The organism is Citrobacter sp. S46_ASV_140 (assembly GCF_018919545.1).
GTDB lineage: Bacteria > Pseudomonadota > Gammaproteobacteria > Enterobacterales > Enterobacteriaceae > Citrobacter > Citrobacter braakii.
Genome location: NZ_JAHLRC010000021.1, coordinates 17,057 through 33,208, shown reverse-complemented (window position 1 = coordinate 33,208; position 16,152 = coordinate 17,057). Strand labels below are relative to the sequence as shown.

Annotated in this window: 14 protein-coding genes; 7 read left to right on the top strand and 7 right to left on the bottom strand. The window is 53.2% G+C overall.

Annotated elements, in window-relative coordinates; genetic code table 11:
• Window positions 1-39: 39 nt before the first annotated feature.
• The 5 genes from hslU to priA all read right to left on the bottom strand — a co-directional run bounded on the left by hslU (window position 40) and on the right by priA (window position 6,451).
• Window positions 40-1,371, bottom strand: a complete 1,332-nt coding sequence (hslU, locus tag KQJ19_RS08470; protein WP_003028803.1) for an HslU--HslV peptidase ATPase subunit — start codon at window positions 1,369-1,371, stop codon at window positions 40-42.
• Between the two features lie 9 nt (window positions 1,372-1,380).
• On the bottom strand, window positions 1,381-1,911 hold the full coding sequence (hslV, locus tag KQJ19_RS08465) for an ATP-dependent protease subunit HslV (protein WP_003028805.1): 531 nt from the start codon (window positions 1,909-1,911) through the stop codon (window positions 1,381-1,383).
• Window positions 1,912-2,002: 91 nt separating this feature from the next.
• Window positions 2,003-2,977 (bottom strand): cell division protein FtsN, encoded by a 975-nt coding sequence (ftsN, locus tag KQJ19_RS08460; RefSeq protein ID WP_072034024.1) that lies wholly within the window; start codon window positions 2,975-2,977, stop codon window positions 2,003-2,005.
• Window positions 2,978-3,070: 93 nt separating this feature from the next.
• The gene (gene cytR, locus KQJ19_RS08455) at window positions 3,071-4,096 is read right to left on the bottom strand and encodes a DNA-binding transcriptional regulator CytR (RefSeq protein WP_016157916.1); all 1,026 of its coding nucleotides are present in this window, start codon (window positions 4,094-4,096) and stop codon (window positions 3,071-3,073) included.
• A 156-nt stretch (window positions 4,097-4,252) separates the two neighbouring features.
• The gene (priA, locus tag KQJ19_RS08450) at window positions 4,253-6,451 is read right to left on the bottom strand and encodes a primosomal protein N' (protein WP_216403544.1); all 2,199 of its coding nucleotides are present in this window, start codon (window positions 6,449-6,451) and stop codon (window positions 4,253-4,255) included.
• Between the two features lie 257 nt (window positions 6,452-6,708).
• Between priA and rpmE the strand changes: the two genes are divergently transcribed.
• The 3 genes from rpmE (at window position 6,709) to KQJ19_RS08435 (ending at window position 9,453) form a co-directional block, all read left to right on the top strand.
• The gene (gene rpmE, locus KQJ19_RS08445; protein WP_008787040.1) at window positions 6,709-6,921 is read left to right on the top strand and encodes a 50S ribosomal protein L31; all 213 of its coding nucleotides are present in this window, start codon (window positions 6,709-6,711) and stop codon (window positions 6,919-6,921) included.
• Window positions 6,922-7,260: 339 nt separating this feature from the next.
• Window positions 7,261-7,941 (top strand): oligogalacturonate-specific porin KdgM family protein, encoded by a 681-nt coding sequence (locus KQJ19_RS08440; RefSeq protein ID WP_047497584.1) that lies wholly within the window; start codon window positions 7,261-7,263, stop codon window positions 7,939-7,941.
• An 87-nt stretch (window positions 7,942-8,028) separates the two neighbouring features.
• Window positions 8,029-9,453 (top strand): glycoside-pentoside-hexuronide (GPH):cation symporter, encoded by a 1,425-nt coding sequence (locus KQJ19_RS08435; protein WP_047497587.1) that lies wholly within the window; start codon window positions 8,029-8,031, stop codon window positions 9,451-9,453.
• Between the two features lie 53 nt (window positions 9,454-9,506).
• On the opposite strand, the gene metJ is transcribed toward KQJ19_RS08435, so the two are convergent.
• Window positions 9,507-9,824 (bottom strand): met regulon transcriptional regulator MetJ, encoded by a 318-nt coding sequence (gene metJ / locus KQJ19_RS08430; RefSeq protein ID WP_003825168.1) that lies wholly within the window; start codon window positions 9,822-9,824, stop codon window positions 9,507-9,509.
• A gap of 265 nt (window positions 9,825-10,089) precedes the next feature.
• Between metJ and metB the strand changes: the two genes are divergently transcribed.
• Window positions 10,090-11,250 (top strand): cystathionine gamma-synthase, encoded by a 1,161-nt coding sequence (gene metB / locus KQJ19_RS08425; RefSeq protein WP_003028818.1) that lies wholly within the window; start codon window positions 10,090-10,092, stop codon window positions 11,248-11,250.
• Window positions 11,251-11,252: 2 nt separating this feature from the next.
• A complete protein-coding gene (gene metL, locus KQJ19_RS08420; protein ID WP_016155268.1) occupies window positions 11,253-13,685 on the top strand; it encodes a bifunctional aspartate kinase/homoserine dehydrogenase II in 2,433 nt (810 codons plus the stop codon).
• Here metL and KQJ19_RS08415 read toward each other — a convergent pair whose 3' ends face one another.
• Window positions 13,686-14,066 (bottom strand): carboxymuconolactone decarboxylase family protein, encoded by a 381-nt coding sequence (locus KQJ19_RS08415; protein WP_047497591.1) that lies wholly within the window; start codon window positions 14,064-14,066, stop codon window positions 13,686-13,688. It abuts the gene before it with no gap.
• A gap of 88 nt (window positions 14,067-14,154) precedes the next feature.
• On the opposite strand from KQJ19_RS08415, the gene KQJ19_RS08410 reads away from it, so the two are divergent.
• Both KQJ19_RS08410 and metF read left to right on the top strand, forming a co-directional pair.
• Entirely contained in the window at window positions 14,155-15,063 is a 909-nt protein-coding gene (locus tag KQJ19_RS08410; RefSeq protein WP_216403543.1) for a LysR family transcriptional regulator, read from the top strand.
• Between the two features lie 157 nt (window positions 15,064-15,220).
• A complete protein-coding gene (gene metF / locus KQJ19_RS08405) occupies window positions 15,221-16,108 on the top strand; it encodes a methylenetetrahydrofolate reductase (protein ID WP_016155273.1) in 888 nt (295 codons plus the stop codon).
• Window positions 16,109-16,152: the final 44 nt, after the last annotated feature.

Below are 16,152 nucleotides of genomic sequence, written 5' to 3'. Positions count from 1 at the left end.
TCAGCCCCATCAACAGTGATGAAAATGCATTGAACGCGATTATAGGATAAAACGGCTCAGATCTTCATCTGCGACCAGCGCATCCAGATGTTTGCTCACATATTCGGCATCAATTGTGATGCTTTGGCCGTTTAAATCGCTCGCATCATAGGAAATATCTTCCATCAGACGCTCGAGAACGGTATGCAGACGACGTGCACCGATGTTTTCGGTGGTTTCATTGACCTGCCAGGCCGCTTCGGCAATGCGTTTAATGCCCGATTCGGTGAAGTTGATGTCCACACCTTCGGTCGCCATCAGCGCTTTGTACTGGACGGTGATGGAGGCATTCGGTTCGGTAAGGATACGCTCAAAATCGCTGGTGGTCAGCGCCTGCAGCTCGACACGAATCGGCAGACGACCCTGCAGTTCCGGGATCAGGTCAGACGGTTTCGCTACCTGGAATGCGCCAGAGGCGATAAACAGAATGTGGTCTGTTTTCACCATACCGTGTTTAGTGGAGACCGTGCAGCCTTCAACCAGCGGCAGCAGGTCGCGCTGTACGCCTTCACGGGACACGTCCGGGCCGGAGGATTCGCCGCGCTTACAGATTTTGTCGATTTCGTCGATAAACACGATTCCGTGTTGCTCAACGGCGTCGATAGCTTCCTGTTTCAGCTCTTCCGGATTCACCAGTTTGGCCGCTTCTTCTTCAATCAGCAGCTTCATCGCGTCTTTGATTTTCAGCTTACGCGGTTTTTGCTTCTGACCGCCCAGGTTCTGGAACATGGACTGTAGCTGGCTGGTCATCTCTTCCATTCCCGGAGGCGCCATGATTTCAACGCCCATCGGTGCGGCCGCGAGATCGATTTCGATCTCTTTATCATCCAGCTGGCCTTCACGCAGTTTTTTACGGAACGCCTGACGCGCTGCAGAAGGTTCCTGCGGCTGCTCTGACTGTCCCCAGTTATTTTTAGCCGGTGGGATCAGCACGTCGAGAATGCGCTCTTCCGCCATCTCTTCGGCACGGAAGCGGTTTTTCTCGATGGCCTGAACGCGGACCATTTTGATGGCAGCATCGGTCAGATCGCGGATGATAGAGTCAACTTCTTTACCAACATAGCCGACTTCGGTGAATTTCGTTGCTTCAACTTTGATGAACGGCGCGTTGGCCAGTTTTGCCAGACGACGGGCGATTTCGGTTTTACCGACGCCGGTTGGGCCAATCATCAGAATGTTTTTCGGCGTAACTTCATGGCGCAGCTCTTCGTTGAGCTGCATGCGGCGCCAGCGGTTACGCAGGGCAATCGCCACGGAACGCTTAGCGTTATCCTGGCCGATGATGTGTTTGTTCAGTTCGCTGACAATTTCGCGTGGGGTCATTTCAGACATGGGGGATCCTTACGCTTTGGAGTTCAATTCTTCGATGGTATGGAAGTGGTTGGTATAAATGCAGATATCCCCTGCAATATCCAACGCTTTCTCAGCAATCTCGCGTGCGCCAAGCTCGGTGTTTTCCAGCAGAGCGCGTGCAGCAGCCTGGGCGTAGGGACCGCCGGAGCCGATGGCAATCAGATCGTTTTCTGGCTGGATGACGTCGCCGTTACCGGTGATGATGAGTGATGCAGTTTCATCCGCAACGGCCAGCAGCGCTTCGAGTTTGCGCAGCATACGGTCAGTACGCCAGTCTTTTGCCAGTTCAACGGCAGCTTTCACCAGGTGACCCTGGTGCATTTCCAGCTTGCGTTCAAACAGTTCAAACAGCGTGAATGCATCCGCAGTACCGCCCGCAAAGCCCGCGATGACTTTGTCGTTGTACAGACGGCGGACTTTCTTCACGTTGCCTTTCATTACGGTGTTACCCAGTGTGGCCTGACCATCACCGGCGATTACCACATGGCCGTTACGGCGTACGCTTACTATTGTTGTCACGAGCAGACCCCTTGGTTACAAATGCAAAACACAGGCCCCGCGCAGTATGCGGGGCGTAATGCAAGTATAGATGGGGGGGATTTTGGGGGTTTCAACCCCCAGTGGCGAGTCGAATGCAGTTTGTGTGACCAGCAACTTTCAGGCGGCTGATGGTGTTGTCGGCATTCTCTTTGCCTTTGACCGGACCAATGACCACGCGATTCCAGCCGTTATTGGTGGTAATACGTGAGTTGAAGCCTTCAAAAGCCAACTGCGCGCGCACGGTTTCTGCCTGCTCAGCGCCTTTAAATGAGCCGCACTGTACCATCCAGCGGCGTTCATCTTTTTTCTCCGCCGTCTGTTTTGGCGGCTGCGTTTCATTCGTTATCGGCGCGGCCGGCTGCGTTTTCGGCTGAGCGGCGGTGGTATGCGCAGGTGTTTGCAGTAGATCCTGATACGGCTGTTGGGCCGCCGGTTTTGGCTGCGCCTTCGGCTGCTGTACCGGTGCGGCTTGCGCAGTACGCGTTTGCTGCTGCTGGTTCGGCTGTTCCGTTACCCGTTGGCGCGGCTGTTGAGCCTGCTGTTGGGTGTTATTCCACTGCTGCTGTTGCACCTGACGCTGACGCTGCAGCGTTTGCTGGCGTTGTTCAGCAGTTTGTTCGTTCCACGGTACTTCGTTGAGCTGCGTTGGCTGTTGGCGCATATCGGCCTGCATTTGCGCCAACAACTGGCGCTGCTCATTGGTAAGCTGATCGGCGTTCAGTACCTCGCCGCCTGCAGACGGTTCGGTAGGCGCACGTACGCCAGGCTGACGGCTTTCCAGCTCTTTGATGTATCGCCAGCGCTCTTCCGGTTTTGGCGGGATGCCATTACCGGTGACTTTCTGGTTTTGCAGCGTTTCGGACTCTTCTTTCTTGTGATGCGTAATGAAGTACAGACCACCGATAAAGGTCACGAGTACGGCTGCAGCAATAGCAACCATAGCGGGCGATACCGCAGGCGTATTGCGTTGTTTTTTCCGTGATGTGCTCTTCTTGCGCCGCGAAGGTGCCGGTTGGCCGCGACGTACATAATCTCGTTGTGCCACTATCGTTTCGCTGTATTTATTCGTTCGTCAGCCCGCCATGTTACTTAAGCGGCGGGCCTTTGACCAGACAGGGGAGTCCGAAAGCACTTTACTTTACGTCAGTGCCCGGGTAGTGCCCCGAATAATAAGCTCGCAGTCCAGTAAACGTGAGCCACTGCTGACGTTCTGACCTTGTAGTTGATCGAGCAGTAACAGCATAGCTTCACGTCCGATATCGAAACGCGGCTGTGCGACGGTTGTCAGGGGTGGATCACAAAATTCCGTGAGCGAAATATTATCAAAGCCAATGATGGATAAATCGTCAGGTACCTTCAGACCCTGACGTTTGGCGTAAGAGAGTGCTCCCAGCGCCATGACATCGCTGTGGCAAAAGACCGCAGTAGGTGGCTGTGGAAGCTCAAGGAGCTGCTTAAGCGCATTGGCTCCCGCTTCATAGGTAAAGTCACCGCGCGCGATGAAATGCGGATCGACCGTAATTCCGCTGCGGCGCAATGCCTGAACGTAACCTTGCAGACGGTAATGGCACAGCGGCATATCCTCTGGTCCGGCGATACAGCCAATGCGTTTATGCCCCAGTTCCAGCAGATAGTTCATCGCGTTGAAGGCGGCGGTGAGATTATCAATGTGCACGGTGGGGAGTTCCAGCTCTGGCGCGAACTCGTTGGACATGACCATCGGCGGCAAGTTGCGCTGCTCTTCCACGCTGGCATCAAACGGCAGGCGCGAGCTGAGCAGCACCATGCCATCGATCTGCTTGGTGATAATGAGGTTGAGGAAGGTCTTTTCCTGCTGATTCTGGTGGGCGCAGTCGCCGATAAGCACCAGATATCCCTGCTCAGCGGCGGTCACTTCTATGCCGCGAATCACTTCGCTAAAAAACGGATCGCAGATATCCGGCACAATCACCAGAATGGTACGTGATTCATTACGCTTAACGTTGCGTCCCATTGATTGGGGTAAATATCCCACTTCCAGCGCAGCCTGTTCAACCTTGTTACGGGTTGACTGCGAGACTTTGTCCGGGTTCATTAACGCGCGGGATACGGTTGCCGTTGAGACTTTCGCCTTCAGAGCAACATCTTTCATCGTAGCGGCGGCAACCTGCTTATTCGGTTTCACTCTTTCTCCTCGCCAGAGAGCTGCTGGCACAGACTCGTCCTTGAATAGCCTTCATCTGAAACATTTTTATCAGATAGTTAATGGAAGCGGTTACAGAATTTTCATAAAAAGTGTGATGGATCTTTAATTTTACGATCCGCCTCGCATCGTGAAGGATTATCCCTCGATGGGATCGACATCCAGCACCCATTTTACTTTACGTGCATCGGGTAGCGTATTGATCAGCGCCAGCGTACCGCTGATGATATGCTGCAGGCGAATTCGCGACGGATGTTGCAACAAAATTTGCCAGCGATAGCGACCGCCGCGCTTGGGGGCCAGGGCGGGAACCGGGCCGAGCACCCACAGTTTGTCATCGGCAAGCGGACTGGCCTGGATCAGATTTCGCAACTGTTGTAAGAACATTGGCGCATGCTGGTTGTTATGATCTTCTGCCCGCACAATCACATGGCTGGTCCACGGTGGAAGCTGGAGCGTTTGTCGCTCGGCCAGCGCCTGCTCGGCAAACGCGTCATAACCTTTGTACAGCAAAGTTTGCAGCAGCGGATGTTCAGGATGGTGCGTTTGTAGCACCACTTCGCCCTGTTTCCCGGCGCGTCCTGCTCGCCCGGAGACCTGCGTGTAAAGCTGGGCGAAGCGTTCTGCCGACCGGAAATCTGCAGAGAATAGTGCGCCGTCAACGTCCAGAAGCGCCACCAGGGTGACGTCCGGGAAGTGGTGGCCTTTGGCCAGCATTTGCGTGCCGATCAGAATTCGTGCGCCGCCGCGATGTACTTCCGCCAGATGCTGCTCCAGCGACCCTTTACGGCTGGTAGTGTCGCGATCGATGCGTGAGATTGGCACGCCGGGGAAAAAAGGGGCCAGAGCCTGCTCAAGCTGTTCGGTGCCGAGTCCAACCGGAACCATATGCGTTGAGCCGCAGGATGGGCACTGACGTGGTATTGGGCGCTGGCTGTCGCAGTGGTGGCAGCGTAAATGGTGCTGTGCCTGATGCAGCGTGTAGTAGTGATCGCAGCGCGGACATTCGGCAATCCAGCCGCAGTCATGGCACAGCAGCGCAGGAGCAAAGCCCCGGCGGTTCAAAAACAGGATCACCTGGTTATCCGCCTGCAGGTGCTGACGCATACGGGTGATAAGCGCAGGGGCAAGTCCGGCCTGCACCTGCTGACCTTTGAGATCCAGCACGTGCTGAGTGGCGGGGCGCGCATTTCCGGCACGACGCGTCAGGCGCAGCATGCGATATTTTTTCTGTCGCACGTTGCACAGCGTTTCCAGAGCCGGAGTGGCTGAGCCGAGAATAATCGGGATCTGCTCGCTGTGGGCGCGATAAACCGCGAGATCGCGCGCATGATAGCGCCAGCCTTCCTGCTGTTTATAAGAGCTGTCGTGCTCTTCGTCGATGACAATCACGCCGAGATTTTTAAACGGTGTAAACAGCGATGAGCGTGTGCCGATAACAATCGCCGCTTCGCCATTTTTTGCTTTCAGCCAGGCCGAAAGACGTTCGCTGTCGTTCAAACCGGAGTGCAGGACTTCGACTGGCGCATTGAAGCGTTCGCGAAAACGGGCAATAGTTTGCGGCGTCAGGCCAATCTCCGGCACCATCACCAGCGCCTGCTTGCCCTGGGCCAGGACATTTTCCAGTACGCTTAGATAGACCTCTGTTTTGCCTGAGCCCGTCACGCCCGCTAATAGCCAGGCGCTAAAACTGTCCGCGGCGCTGTGAATCGCCCCGACGGCGGTGGCTTGCTCGGTGTTCAGTCGAAGACGCTCACCGGAAACCGCGTAATGGGTACGCCAGTCGCTAAAACCAGGCGTTTCGCTCGCCAGATCGCACAGCCCTTTTTTCCGCAGCGCCTGTAATGCGGCGTCATTAAATTCGAGCTCAGCCACCTGGTCGCGCCAGATTTTTCCCTGGCGTAGCGCAGCCAGCGCCTGCTGTTGCTTGGGAGAGCGCTTGAGGCTGTTGAGATCAATAACCTGACCTTCTTCAGTGGCAAACCAGTACCATATGGGCGCGTTTGTCGCCGGGCGTCCCTGGCGCAGCAGAATCGGCAGGGCATGAAACAGTACGTCGCCGATAGGATGGTGATAATAGTCAGCCGCCCACAGCAGTAGACGCCAGACGGAGGTCGAATAAACCGGCTCGCTGTCCAGCACTTCGAGAACGGCTTTCAATTCGCTCAGCGGCAGTTCGCTGTGCTCGCTAACGGATAGAACGATGCCCACGCGCTCCTGTTGCTTGCCAAAGGGCACGCGTACACGACACCCAGCTTTGGCGCTCATGCCTTCCGGCAGCAGGTAGTCAAAGGTGCGAGGTAGCGGAACGGGTAAGGCAACGTGCGCAACGGGCATTGAATCATCCTGACTTGAAATCTGGCGGGTTAGTATACACATTAGTGAAGGGTAGAATGCGGATCAGTTTGCATGAGCAGGTTAATTTCTGTATGATTCGCCGCCTTTGATGCAAATTGATTGCGTCAAACAATGACCATTACCCGAGAGTTTCAGGCTGTTGATGCAGCGTGAAAGGTGACGGGGAATAATTAACATCGCGTGGTGTCTGGCGTTAGGGCTGGAAGAGCGACGCGGCCTTAAACCGAGGTTTTCCCATGAAAAAAGATATTCACCCGAAATACGAAGAAATTACTGCAAACTGCTCTTGCGGTAACGTCATGAAAATCCGCTCTACCGTCGGTCACGATCTGAACCTGGACGTGTGCGGTCAGTGCCACCCGTTCTATACTGGCAAGCAGCGTGATGTTGCTACCGGTGGCCGTGTTGATCGCTTCAACAAGCGTTTCAGCATCCCAGGCAGCAAGTAAGTTTCAGCTGTCAGAAAAAAGCGCCTTATGGCGCTTTTTTTGTATCTGCGCCTGCAGACTGAAATTCGTATTGATGTATTGAATGATGTCTTTTATTTAATAAATAAAACAGTGTTTTTATTTTTACGATAAAATGTTTCAACTGGTGATCTGCGTCCTTTTTATCTTCTTGTTTTTGCCACTTATGCCAATCTTTGGCAAAATACCAAAGGTTTCTTCCTTCTTTCTAAAATACACTTTCGTGGAAATATAAAATTATTCTTATTCCTTCATCGTTTCTTCATTTATGGACGGAGCGAGATGGGCAATTTCCTAGATTTAGTGTGAAGAGGGATGGTCATGAAATTTAAATCCGCGTTATTACTGATTTCATTATTCTCTGCGGCCGCGCAAGCGGGTTATGTTGATTATCGACATGAATATTATGATGATGGTCGTAATTACGACCGTGTTTATATGTCGCATCGTTTTGCTACTGGTTTTGGTGTCGCAGTCGAGGCCATTTCACGTTCCGAAAATACGCAATCTAATGATGCGTGGAATAATATGGAAAGTAATGGCAACGAGTATACGGCAAGCTACCAGTTCACCTGGAATGACCTTGTCTGGCAGACGGGTATTGCGCTCGAAACGGGCGATAACATCGCGATTTATAAGCCTTATATTCGCGTGCAGTATAACATCAATGACCATTGGTGGACCGCGTTCCGCTATCGTCAGGAGTACATGCGCAGAAACACTGACGGCAAGGATGACCGCATGGTCTATCGTCCGGAAGCATGGCTCGGTTATAACATCAATGACTGGATGTTTGAGCTAAATGGCATTTATAAAATTGCCGATAGCGAAGATTTATATAACAACCGAAAAGACGATTACGAATATAACTTCCGTGTGGCGTATAAAATAGGCTCATGGGTTCCATTTGTTGAGGTGGGTAACGTTTCCTCGGGGTATAACACCACAACCACAGACGATCGTCAGACCCGCTATCGCGTTGGTCTCGGTTATAACTTCTGACCGTTAATACACTTCGTATCGATTTATTACGCTGAGCATCGGTATACGCATAGTTTGCGTGAATAATGTGTCTAAGGAGTTAACATCATGTCTAATGATGGAACAATGATCGGAAGCAATCAAAATATTGCCGTCAGGCCTTTCGGATTAAGAGATAAATTCGGTTATTTATGTGGTGACCTCGGAACCTGTTTTATTCTTGGACTGGTAAATAGTTTTTTAATGATTTATTACACCAACGTACTCGGTATTTCCGGTGTTATTGTTGGTTCACTCTATTTTGTGACCAAACTCTTTGATGCGTTTGTCGACGTTGGTGTAGGGCGCTTATGTGATACCTCTAAACTGACGGTACATGGGCGATTTAACCCCTGGGTGCGCCGCATGAAGTACCCGTTTTGCATCATTGCGGTCGTTCTGTTCCTGCCGTTTGTGCATGATTTTTCTTATACGGCGAAAATTATCTACATCTGCTGTTCCTATTTTATTTACGGTTCGCTGTTATCGACAGTGAGTATTCCGTATGGCGCCATGTCTGCGGCGATTAGCTCGAACCCGGAAGATCGCGTATCGCTGTCAACCTGGCGCAGCGTTGGGTCCGCCATCGGCGGCGGGACAACCGGCTTTTTTATTCCGATCCTGATGTACACCACTCTGGTGGACGGAAGCCAGGTGATCTCTGGGCAGCATTTCTTCTGGATTGCCATTGGTTGTTCTGTGCTGGGGTTTATCTTTTTAACGTTGACCTGTCAGTTAACGACAGAACGCGTGCGGGTTGAAAGAAAAGAGAGCATGCCGGTTTCTGTGCTGCTGAAGGGGTTGCTACGCAATAAAGCGCTGATTGTTTTAGTGGTTGTGGATCTGCTGATTGTGATTAATCAGGGGTTGTCTGGTACCAACATGACTTACCTGTTTAATGACTATTTCCATAACAAAGAGGCCATGTCCGTTGCATTGCTCTTCACCTTTGGCTCTCTGGTTTTGCTGGCACCCTCGGCATCCTGGCTCACGAAGCGCTTCGGTAAGAAAGAAGCCAGCGTAGGCGCGCTGCTCTTTGCGGTAGCCATGTATGTGATTATGTACTTCACCCACATTACCGACGCGAAGGTTTATTTGGTTTTCCTGTTCCTGGCGACGCTGGGGGCTGGGTTATTCAACCTGATGATTTGGGCGTTTATGACCGATGTGTGTGATTATCACCAGTATGTCACCGGCGATCGTGAAGATGGGACCGTCTATGGCGTGAACTTCTTCGCCCGCAAGGTTGGCCAGGCGTGCGCAGGGGCTATTGGCGGCTTTATGCTGGCCATCATTGGTTATCAATCTTCGTCAACGGGTGGCGCTGTGCAAACCAGCATTGTGCAGGAAAACATCTATACGATGGCGAATCTGTTACCGGCTTTATGCCTGTTTTTGGCCGCGGTCATTCTGATTTATTTCTATCCATTGAACCGTAAAGAGACGCTCAAAATGGAAGAAACATTGAATAAGCTTAATGGTATCAGTAAGTAACGTAGTGAGAAGCGGCGGGAGTAATCCCGCCTTTTCTCATCTGTCTTGAAAAATCAGTATTCCCACGTTTCCGGGTTGATACCCAGTTCACGCATGATTACCTTTGCTTCTTCCGGGATTTCATCGCTGCGCTCTTTACGCAGGTCGTCATCGTTGGGTAATGGTTGCCCGGTAAAAGCATGCAGAAACGCTTCACACAGCAGTTCGCTGTTGGTGGCGTGACGCAGGTTGTTAACCTGACGACGCGTGCGTTCATCGGTAAGGATTTTTAACACCTTCAGAGGAATGGAAACCGTAATTTTTTTGACTTGCTCACTCTTCTTACCGTGCTCAGCGTATGGGCTGATATATTCGCCGCTCCATTCAGCCATGAGATACCTAATCCTCTTTGTCATTAATATTGAGGCCAGAACCTGAGCCCGGACCATAATTGCGCGTAGTTTATCGTAGTGGCGTGGCCCTGACACGAAGTAAGCCGACGCAGATGTACGCTAATGCATATAATTTTAACGGCTATTTCCGGTTTGCTCAATCTATACGCAAAGAAGTTTAGATGTCCAGATGTATTGACGGCTATCGTAACTATGATTACTCTGGTGTCTGACTTTTCACCGACTCAGCCAGGATCTCCTCAATATGACGCGTAAACAGGCCACCATCGCAGTGCGTAGCGGGTTAAATGACGACGAACAGTACGGTTGCGTTGTCCCGCCGATCCACCTCTCCAGCACCTATAACTTTACCGGTTTTAATGAGCCTCGCGCCCATGACTATTCGCGCCGCGGTAACCCAACGCGTGATGTCGTTCAGCGTGCGCTGGCGGAACTGGAAGGTGGGGCGGGGGCAGTACTGACCAATACCGGCATGTCGGCGATTCATCTGGTGACTACGGTATTCCTCAAGCCTGGCGATCTGCTGGTCGCACCGCACGACTGCTACGGCGGAAGCTATCGTCTGTTTGACAGCCTGGCAAAGCGTGGCTGTTATCGCGTACTGTTTGTCGATCAAGGAGATGAGCAGGCGTTGCAGGCGGCACTGGCGGAAAAACCGAAGCTGGTGCTGGTAGAAAGCCCAAGCAACCCGTTGCTGCGCGTGGTGGATATCGCGAAAATCTGCCAGCTGGCGCGCGAAGCTGGAGCGGTCAGCGTGGTGGACAACACTTTTTTAAGCCCGGCACTGCAAAATCCACTGGCATTAGGCGCCGATCTGGTGTTGCATTCATGCACGAAATATTTAAACGGTCACTCCGACGTAGTGGCTGGTGTGGTGATAGCAAAAGATCCGGAAACGGTCACTGAACTGGCATGGTGGGCGAATAATATTGGTGTGACCGGCGGCGCGTTTGATAGTTATCTGCTGTTGCGCGGCCTGCGTACTCTGTCACCTCGTATGGAGGTGGCGCAACGTAATGCTCAGGCGATTGTGGATTATCTGCAAACTCAGCCGCTGGTGAAAAAATTGTATCACCCGTCATTGCCGGATAATCAGGGCCATGAGATTGCCGCGCGTCAGCAAAAAGGGTTTGGCGCGATGTTGAGTTTTGAGCTGGATGGCGATGAGCAAACGCTGCGTCGCTTCCTCGGCGGGTTGTCATTGTTTACGCTGGCGGAATCGTTAGGGGGCGTTGAAAGTCTGATCTCTCATGCCGCAACCATGACACACGCGGGAATGGCGCCAGAAGCGCGTGCTGCTGCCGGAATTTCGGAAACGCTGTTGCGTATCTCCACCGGTATTGAAGATGGCGAAGATTTAATTGCCGACCTGGAAAATGGCTTCCGGGCTGCAAACAAGGGGTAAACATGAGTGTGATTGCGCAGGCAGGGACGAAGGGTCGTCAACTGCACAAATTTGGTGGTAGTAGTCTGGCTGATGTGAAATGTTATCTGCGTGTCGCAGGCATTATGGCGGAGTACTCGCAGCCTGATGACATGATGGTTGTTTCAGCCGCAGGCAGTACCACTAACCAGTTGATTAGCTGGCTAAAATTAAGCCAGACCGATCGTCTGTCTGCGCATCAGGTTCAACAGGCGTTACGTCGCTATCAGAGTGAGCTTATCAGCGGTTTGTTACCTCCTGAGGTGGCGGATGGGCTGATCGGCGCGTTTATTCACGATCTGGAGCGCCTGGCCGGATTACTCGACAGCGGCGTGAATGATGCCGTCTATGCTGAAGTCGTCGGGCATGGCGAGGTGTGGTCGGCGCGTTTGATGTCTGCCGTCCTTAACCAACAGGGGCTGGAGTCGGCCTGGCTGGATGCGCGCGATTTTTTACGTGCCGAGCGCGGCGCTCAGCCGCAGGTGGATGAAGGTCTTTCTTACCCATTGCTGCAGCAACTGCTGGCGCAGCATCCGGGCAAACGCCTGGTCGTTACCGGTTTCATTAGCCGCAGCAACGCCGGTGAGACGGTACTGCTGGGGCGTAACGGCTCCGACTACTCGGCGACGCAGGTTGGCGCGTTGGCGGGGGTTTCCCGCGTAACCATCTGGAGCGATGTGGCCGGGGTTTACAGCGCGGATCCGCGTAAAGTAAAAGATGCCTGTCTGCTGCCGCTGCTGCGTCTGGATGAAGCCAGCGAGCTGGCGCGTCTGGCGGCTCCGGTTCTCCATGCCCGCACCCTCCAGCCGGTTTCCGGCAGCGATATCGATCTCCAGTTGCGTTGTAGCTATACGCCGGAGCAGGGATCGACGCGTATTGAACGCGTGCTGGCTTCCGGTACCGGGGCACGTATTGTGACCAGCCATGACGACGTTTGCCTGATTGAGTTTCAGGTTCCCACTGGCCAGGACTTTAAACTGGCCTATAAAGAAATCGATCAGATTTTAAAACGCACCCAGGTGCGTCCGCTGGCAGTGGGTGTGCATCCTGACCGCCAGTTGCTGCAATTTTGCTATACCTCCGAAGTCGCTGATGGCGCATTGAAAATTCTGGATGAAGCTGGCCTGCCGGGCGAACTGCGTCTGCGCCAGGGGCTGGCGCTGGTGGCGATGGTTGGGGCGGGCGTCACCCGTAACCCGCTGCACTGCCATCGCTTTTGGCAACAGCTGAAAGGTCAGCCGGTCGAATTCACCTGGCAGTCGGAAGAGGGCATTAGCCTGGTCGCCGTCTTGCGTACCGGGCCAACGGAGAGCCTGATTCAGGGTCTGCACCAGTCAATCTTCCGCGCGGAAAAACGCATTGGTCTGGTGCTGTTCGGCAAAGGTAACATTGGGTCGCGCTGGCTGGAGCTGTTTGCCCGCGAGCAGAGCACGCTCTCGGCGCGTACCGGATTAGAGTTCGTGCTGGCAGGAGTGGTTGATAGTCGCCGTAGCCTGCTGAATTACGAAGGGCTGGATGCCAGTCGCGCGTTGGCCTTCTTCGATGACGAGGCGGTAGAACAGGATGAAGAGTCATTGTTCCTGTGGATGCGTGCCCACCCGTATGATGATTTAGTGGTGCTGGACGTCACTGCCAGCGAGCAGTTGGCGGAGCAGTATCTGGATTTCGCCAGTCATGGCTTCCATGTTATCAGCGCCAACAAGCTGGCGGGGGCGAGCAGCAGTAATAATTACCGCCAGATTCATGACGCCTTTGAAAAAACCGGTCGCCACTGGCTGTATAACGCCACCGTCGGCGCAGGTTTGCCGATCAACCATACCGTGCGCGATCTGATTGATAGCGGAGATACTATTCTGTCGATCAGCGGGATCTTCTCCGGCACGTTGTCGTGGTTGTTCCTGCAATTTGATGGCACGGTCCCGTTCACCGATCTGGTGGATCAGGCGTGGCAGCAGGGTCTGACTGAACCTGATCCGCGCGTGGATCTTTCCGGCAAAGATGTGATGCGCAAGCTGGTGATTCTGGCGCGTGAAGCGGGTTACGACATCGAACCGGACCAGGTACGCGTAGAATCGCTGGTGCCTGCACACTGTGAAGCAGGTTCTATTGACCATTTCTTTGAAAATGGCGATGAGCTGAACGAGCAGATGGTGCAACGCCTGGAAGCGGCACGTGAAATGGGACTGGTGCTACGCTATGTGGCGCGTTTTGACGCTAACGGTAAGGCACGCGTTGGCGTTGAAGCGGTACGCCCTGAGCACCCGCTGGCGGCACTGCTGCCGTGCGATAACGTCTTCGCCATTGAAAGCCGTTGGTATCGTGATAACCCACTGGTCATTCGCGGACCGGGGGCGGGCCGCGATGTGACCGCCGGGGCGATTCAGTCTGATATCAACCGCCTGGCGCAACTGCTGTAGTTAGCGCTTACTGTTCGCCGCAAACACCTCTTTTGCGGCGAACAGGCCGTTTAGTGCTGCCGGGAATCCCGCATAAACAGCCATCTGCATCATCACTTCAATAATCTCTTCCTGCGTTAAGCCAACGTGCAGCGCGGCGGCGATGTGTACCTTAAGCTGCGGTGCGGCGTTACCCATGGCGGTGAGCGCGGCGACGGTGGCAATTTCTCTACTGCGTAAATCCAGCCCCGGCCTTGAATAGATGTCGCCAAAAGGAAATTCAATCAGGTATTGGGCGAAGTCTGGCGCAATATCCTGCAGACTTTCGACTACCGCATCTCCGCCTTTTCCATCAACCTGTTGCAGCATTCTCTGACCGGTTAAATAGCGTTCTGAATCCATGATAATCACCTCGTGAGTTAGTGTATGGCATGAGGATAGAGCGTGCGGAATGATTGGGGTAATACCGTTTCCGTGATACCTTTTCGGTATGACAACATCGCCTTTGCACTCTCTGGATATCCGCCTTCTACGCTATTTTTCCGTGGTGGCGGAAGAGAACAACATGAGTCGAGCGGCGCTGCGTTTATTTATGTCGCAGCCGCCGCTGAGTCGCCACATTCGCCAGCTTGAAGAGCGCCTGGGGGTGACGCTTTTTGTCCGTCATACCCGTGGACTTACGCTGACGGAGGACGGCCAACGCGTACTTGAAATCGTGCGCCCGCTATTGGCGTTACAGGATAAAACCTGGACGGCGTTGAGTCAGATAGCGAAAACGGGAGAGCAATTTCTGCGCTTAGGGCTAAGTACAGCGTTTGAGCAGGGCGTTTTTGCGGCGCTTGAGTCGCAGCTTGCTACGCGTGTACAGAAGCTACATATTGTCCGTCATGGTTCGCCTGAACTGGCGCGTCAGGTGCGTCGGGGAAAACTGGATGCAGCGCTGGTGGCGCTACCGCTTGAGAATTCGGGTCTTAGCGTCACGCCGCTCGGCTGGCAAGAATCGATGATCGCCGCCTTACCCACGCTCTGGCCCGAGGCGGCTCTGCCTTCGCTCTCGTTAACGTCGCTGAACCACCGACCGCTGTTCTGGTTCAAACGTGAACGTAACCCTGCTTTTTTTGATTACACTCGACACATTTTTCGTCGTGCTGGTTACTCTCCTGCACTTATTGAGGAGCCAATGGAACATGACGTATTGCTGGCACGGATCGCGCAGGGTGACGGTCTGAGCCTGGTTCCGGCCTCCTTTTCCGCTATCCAGCGTCAGGGCGTGATCTTCCTTCCGCTTACTGATACAGAATTGCGGCTTAGCATGGGGTTAGCGACACTGCCTGAGAACGTAACCAAAGTAGAGTGGCTACAGACGGTCGTGACGCAATCCCTCACCATTTCAAGCTGATGTGAATTTTTTTCACGTTGGCTGAGTATTCCTCACCTTTAACGATGATTTTTGTGTTGACGCCAGCATGCTTTTCCGTCATTTTTACATCTAGACGTCTAAACGTATAGCAGTTCACAACACAACATATAACGACAAAAGATTGATGAGGTAAGGTATGAGCTTTTTTCACGCCAACCAGCGGGAAGCCCTGAATCAGAGCCTGGCAGAAGTGCAGGGTCAGATTAACGTTTCGTTTGAGTTTTTCCCGCCGCGCACCAGTGAAATGGAGCAAACCCTGTGGAACTCCATCGATCGTCTGAGCAGCCTGAAGCCGAAGTTTGTTTCAGTTACTTACGGTGCAAACTCTGGAGAGCGCGACCGTACGCATAGCATTATTAAAGGCATTAAGGATCGCACAGGTCTTGAAGCGGTCCCGCACCTGACATGCATTGATGCGACCCGTGATGAGCTGCGTACCATTGCTCAGGACTACTGGCATAACGGTATTCGTCATATTGTTGCCCTGCGCGGCGACCTGCCGCCGGGAAGCGGTAAACCGGATATGTATGCTTCCGACCTGGTGACTCTGCTGAAAGACGTTGCAGACTTCGATATCTCCGTTGCGGCTTACCCGGAAGTGCACCCGGAAGCGAAAAGCGCTCAGGCCGATTTGCTGAACCTGAAGCGTAAGGTTGATGCCGGTGCAAACCGCGCGATCACTCAGTTTTTCTTCGATGTAGAAAGCTATCTGCGCTTTCGCGATCGCTGCGTGTCTGCGGGAATCGATGTGGAAATTATTCCGGGCATCCTGCCGGTATCTAACTTTAAGCAGGCGAAAAAATTTGCTGACATGACCAACGTCCGCATTCCTGCGTGGATGTCGACCATGTTTGATGGTCTTGATGATGACGCGGAAACCCGCAAGCTGGTAGGCGCGAATATCGCCATGGATATGGTGAAAATTCTCAGTCGCGAAGGGGTGAAGGATTTTCACTTCTATACCCTCAATCGTGCCGAGATGAGCTACGCTATTTGTCACACACTGGGTGTAAGACCTAACTAAACAGATGCCCCAGCCCTCTACGGAGGGCTTTTTGTTGATCATTT

Coding starts and splice junctions, on each gene's coding strand:
- hslU (WP_003028803.1), bottom strand. CDS start 1,371: ATGTCTGAAATGACCCCACGCGAAATTGTCAGCGAACTGAACAAACAC.
- priA (WP_216403544.1), bottom strand. CDS start 6,451: ATGCCCGTTGCGCACGTTGCCTTACCCGTTCCGCTACCTCGCACCTTT.
- rpmE (WP_008787040.1), top strand. CDS start 6,709: ATGAAAAAAGATATTCACCCGAAATACGAAGAAATTACTGCAAACTGC.
- KQJ19_RS08440 (WP_047497584.1), top strand. CDS start 7,261: ATGAAATTTAAATCCGCGTTATTACTGATTTCATTATTCTCTGCGGCC.
- KQJ19_RS08435 (WP_047497587.1), top strand. CDS start 8,029: ATGTCTAATGATGGAACAATGATCGGAAGCAATCAAAATATTGCCGTC.
- metJ (WP_003825168.1), bottom strand. CDS start 9,824: ATGGCTGAATGGAGCGGCGAATATATCAGCCCATACGCTGAGCACGGT.
- metB (WP_003028818.1), top strand. CDS start 10,090: ATGACGCGTAAACAGGCCACCATCGCAGTGCGTAGCGGGTTAAATGAC.
- metL (WP_016155268.1), top strand. CDS start 11,253: ATGAGTGTGATTGCGCAGGCAGGGACGAAGGGTCGTCAACTGCACAAA.
- KQJ19_RS08415 (WP_047497591.1), bottom strand. CDS start 14,066: ATGGATTCAGAACGCTATTTAACCGGTCAGAGAATGCTGCAACAGGTT.
- KQJ19_RS08410 (WP_216403543.1), top strand. CDS start 14,155: ATGACAACATCGCCTTTGCACTCTCTGGATATCCGCCTTCTACGCTAT.
- metF (WP_016155273.1), top strand. CDS start 15,221: ATGAGCTTTTTTCACGCCAACCAGCGGGAAGCCCTGAATCAGAGCCTG.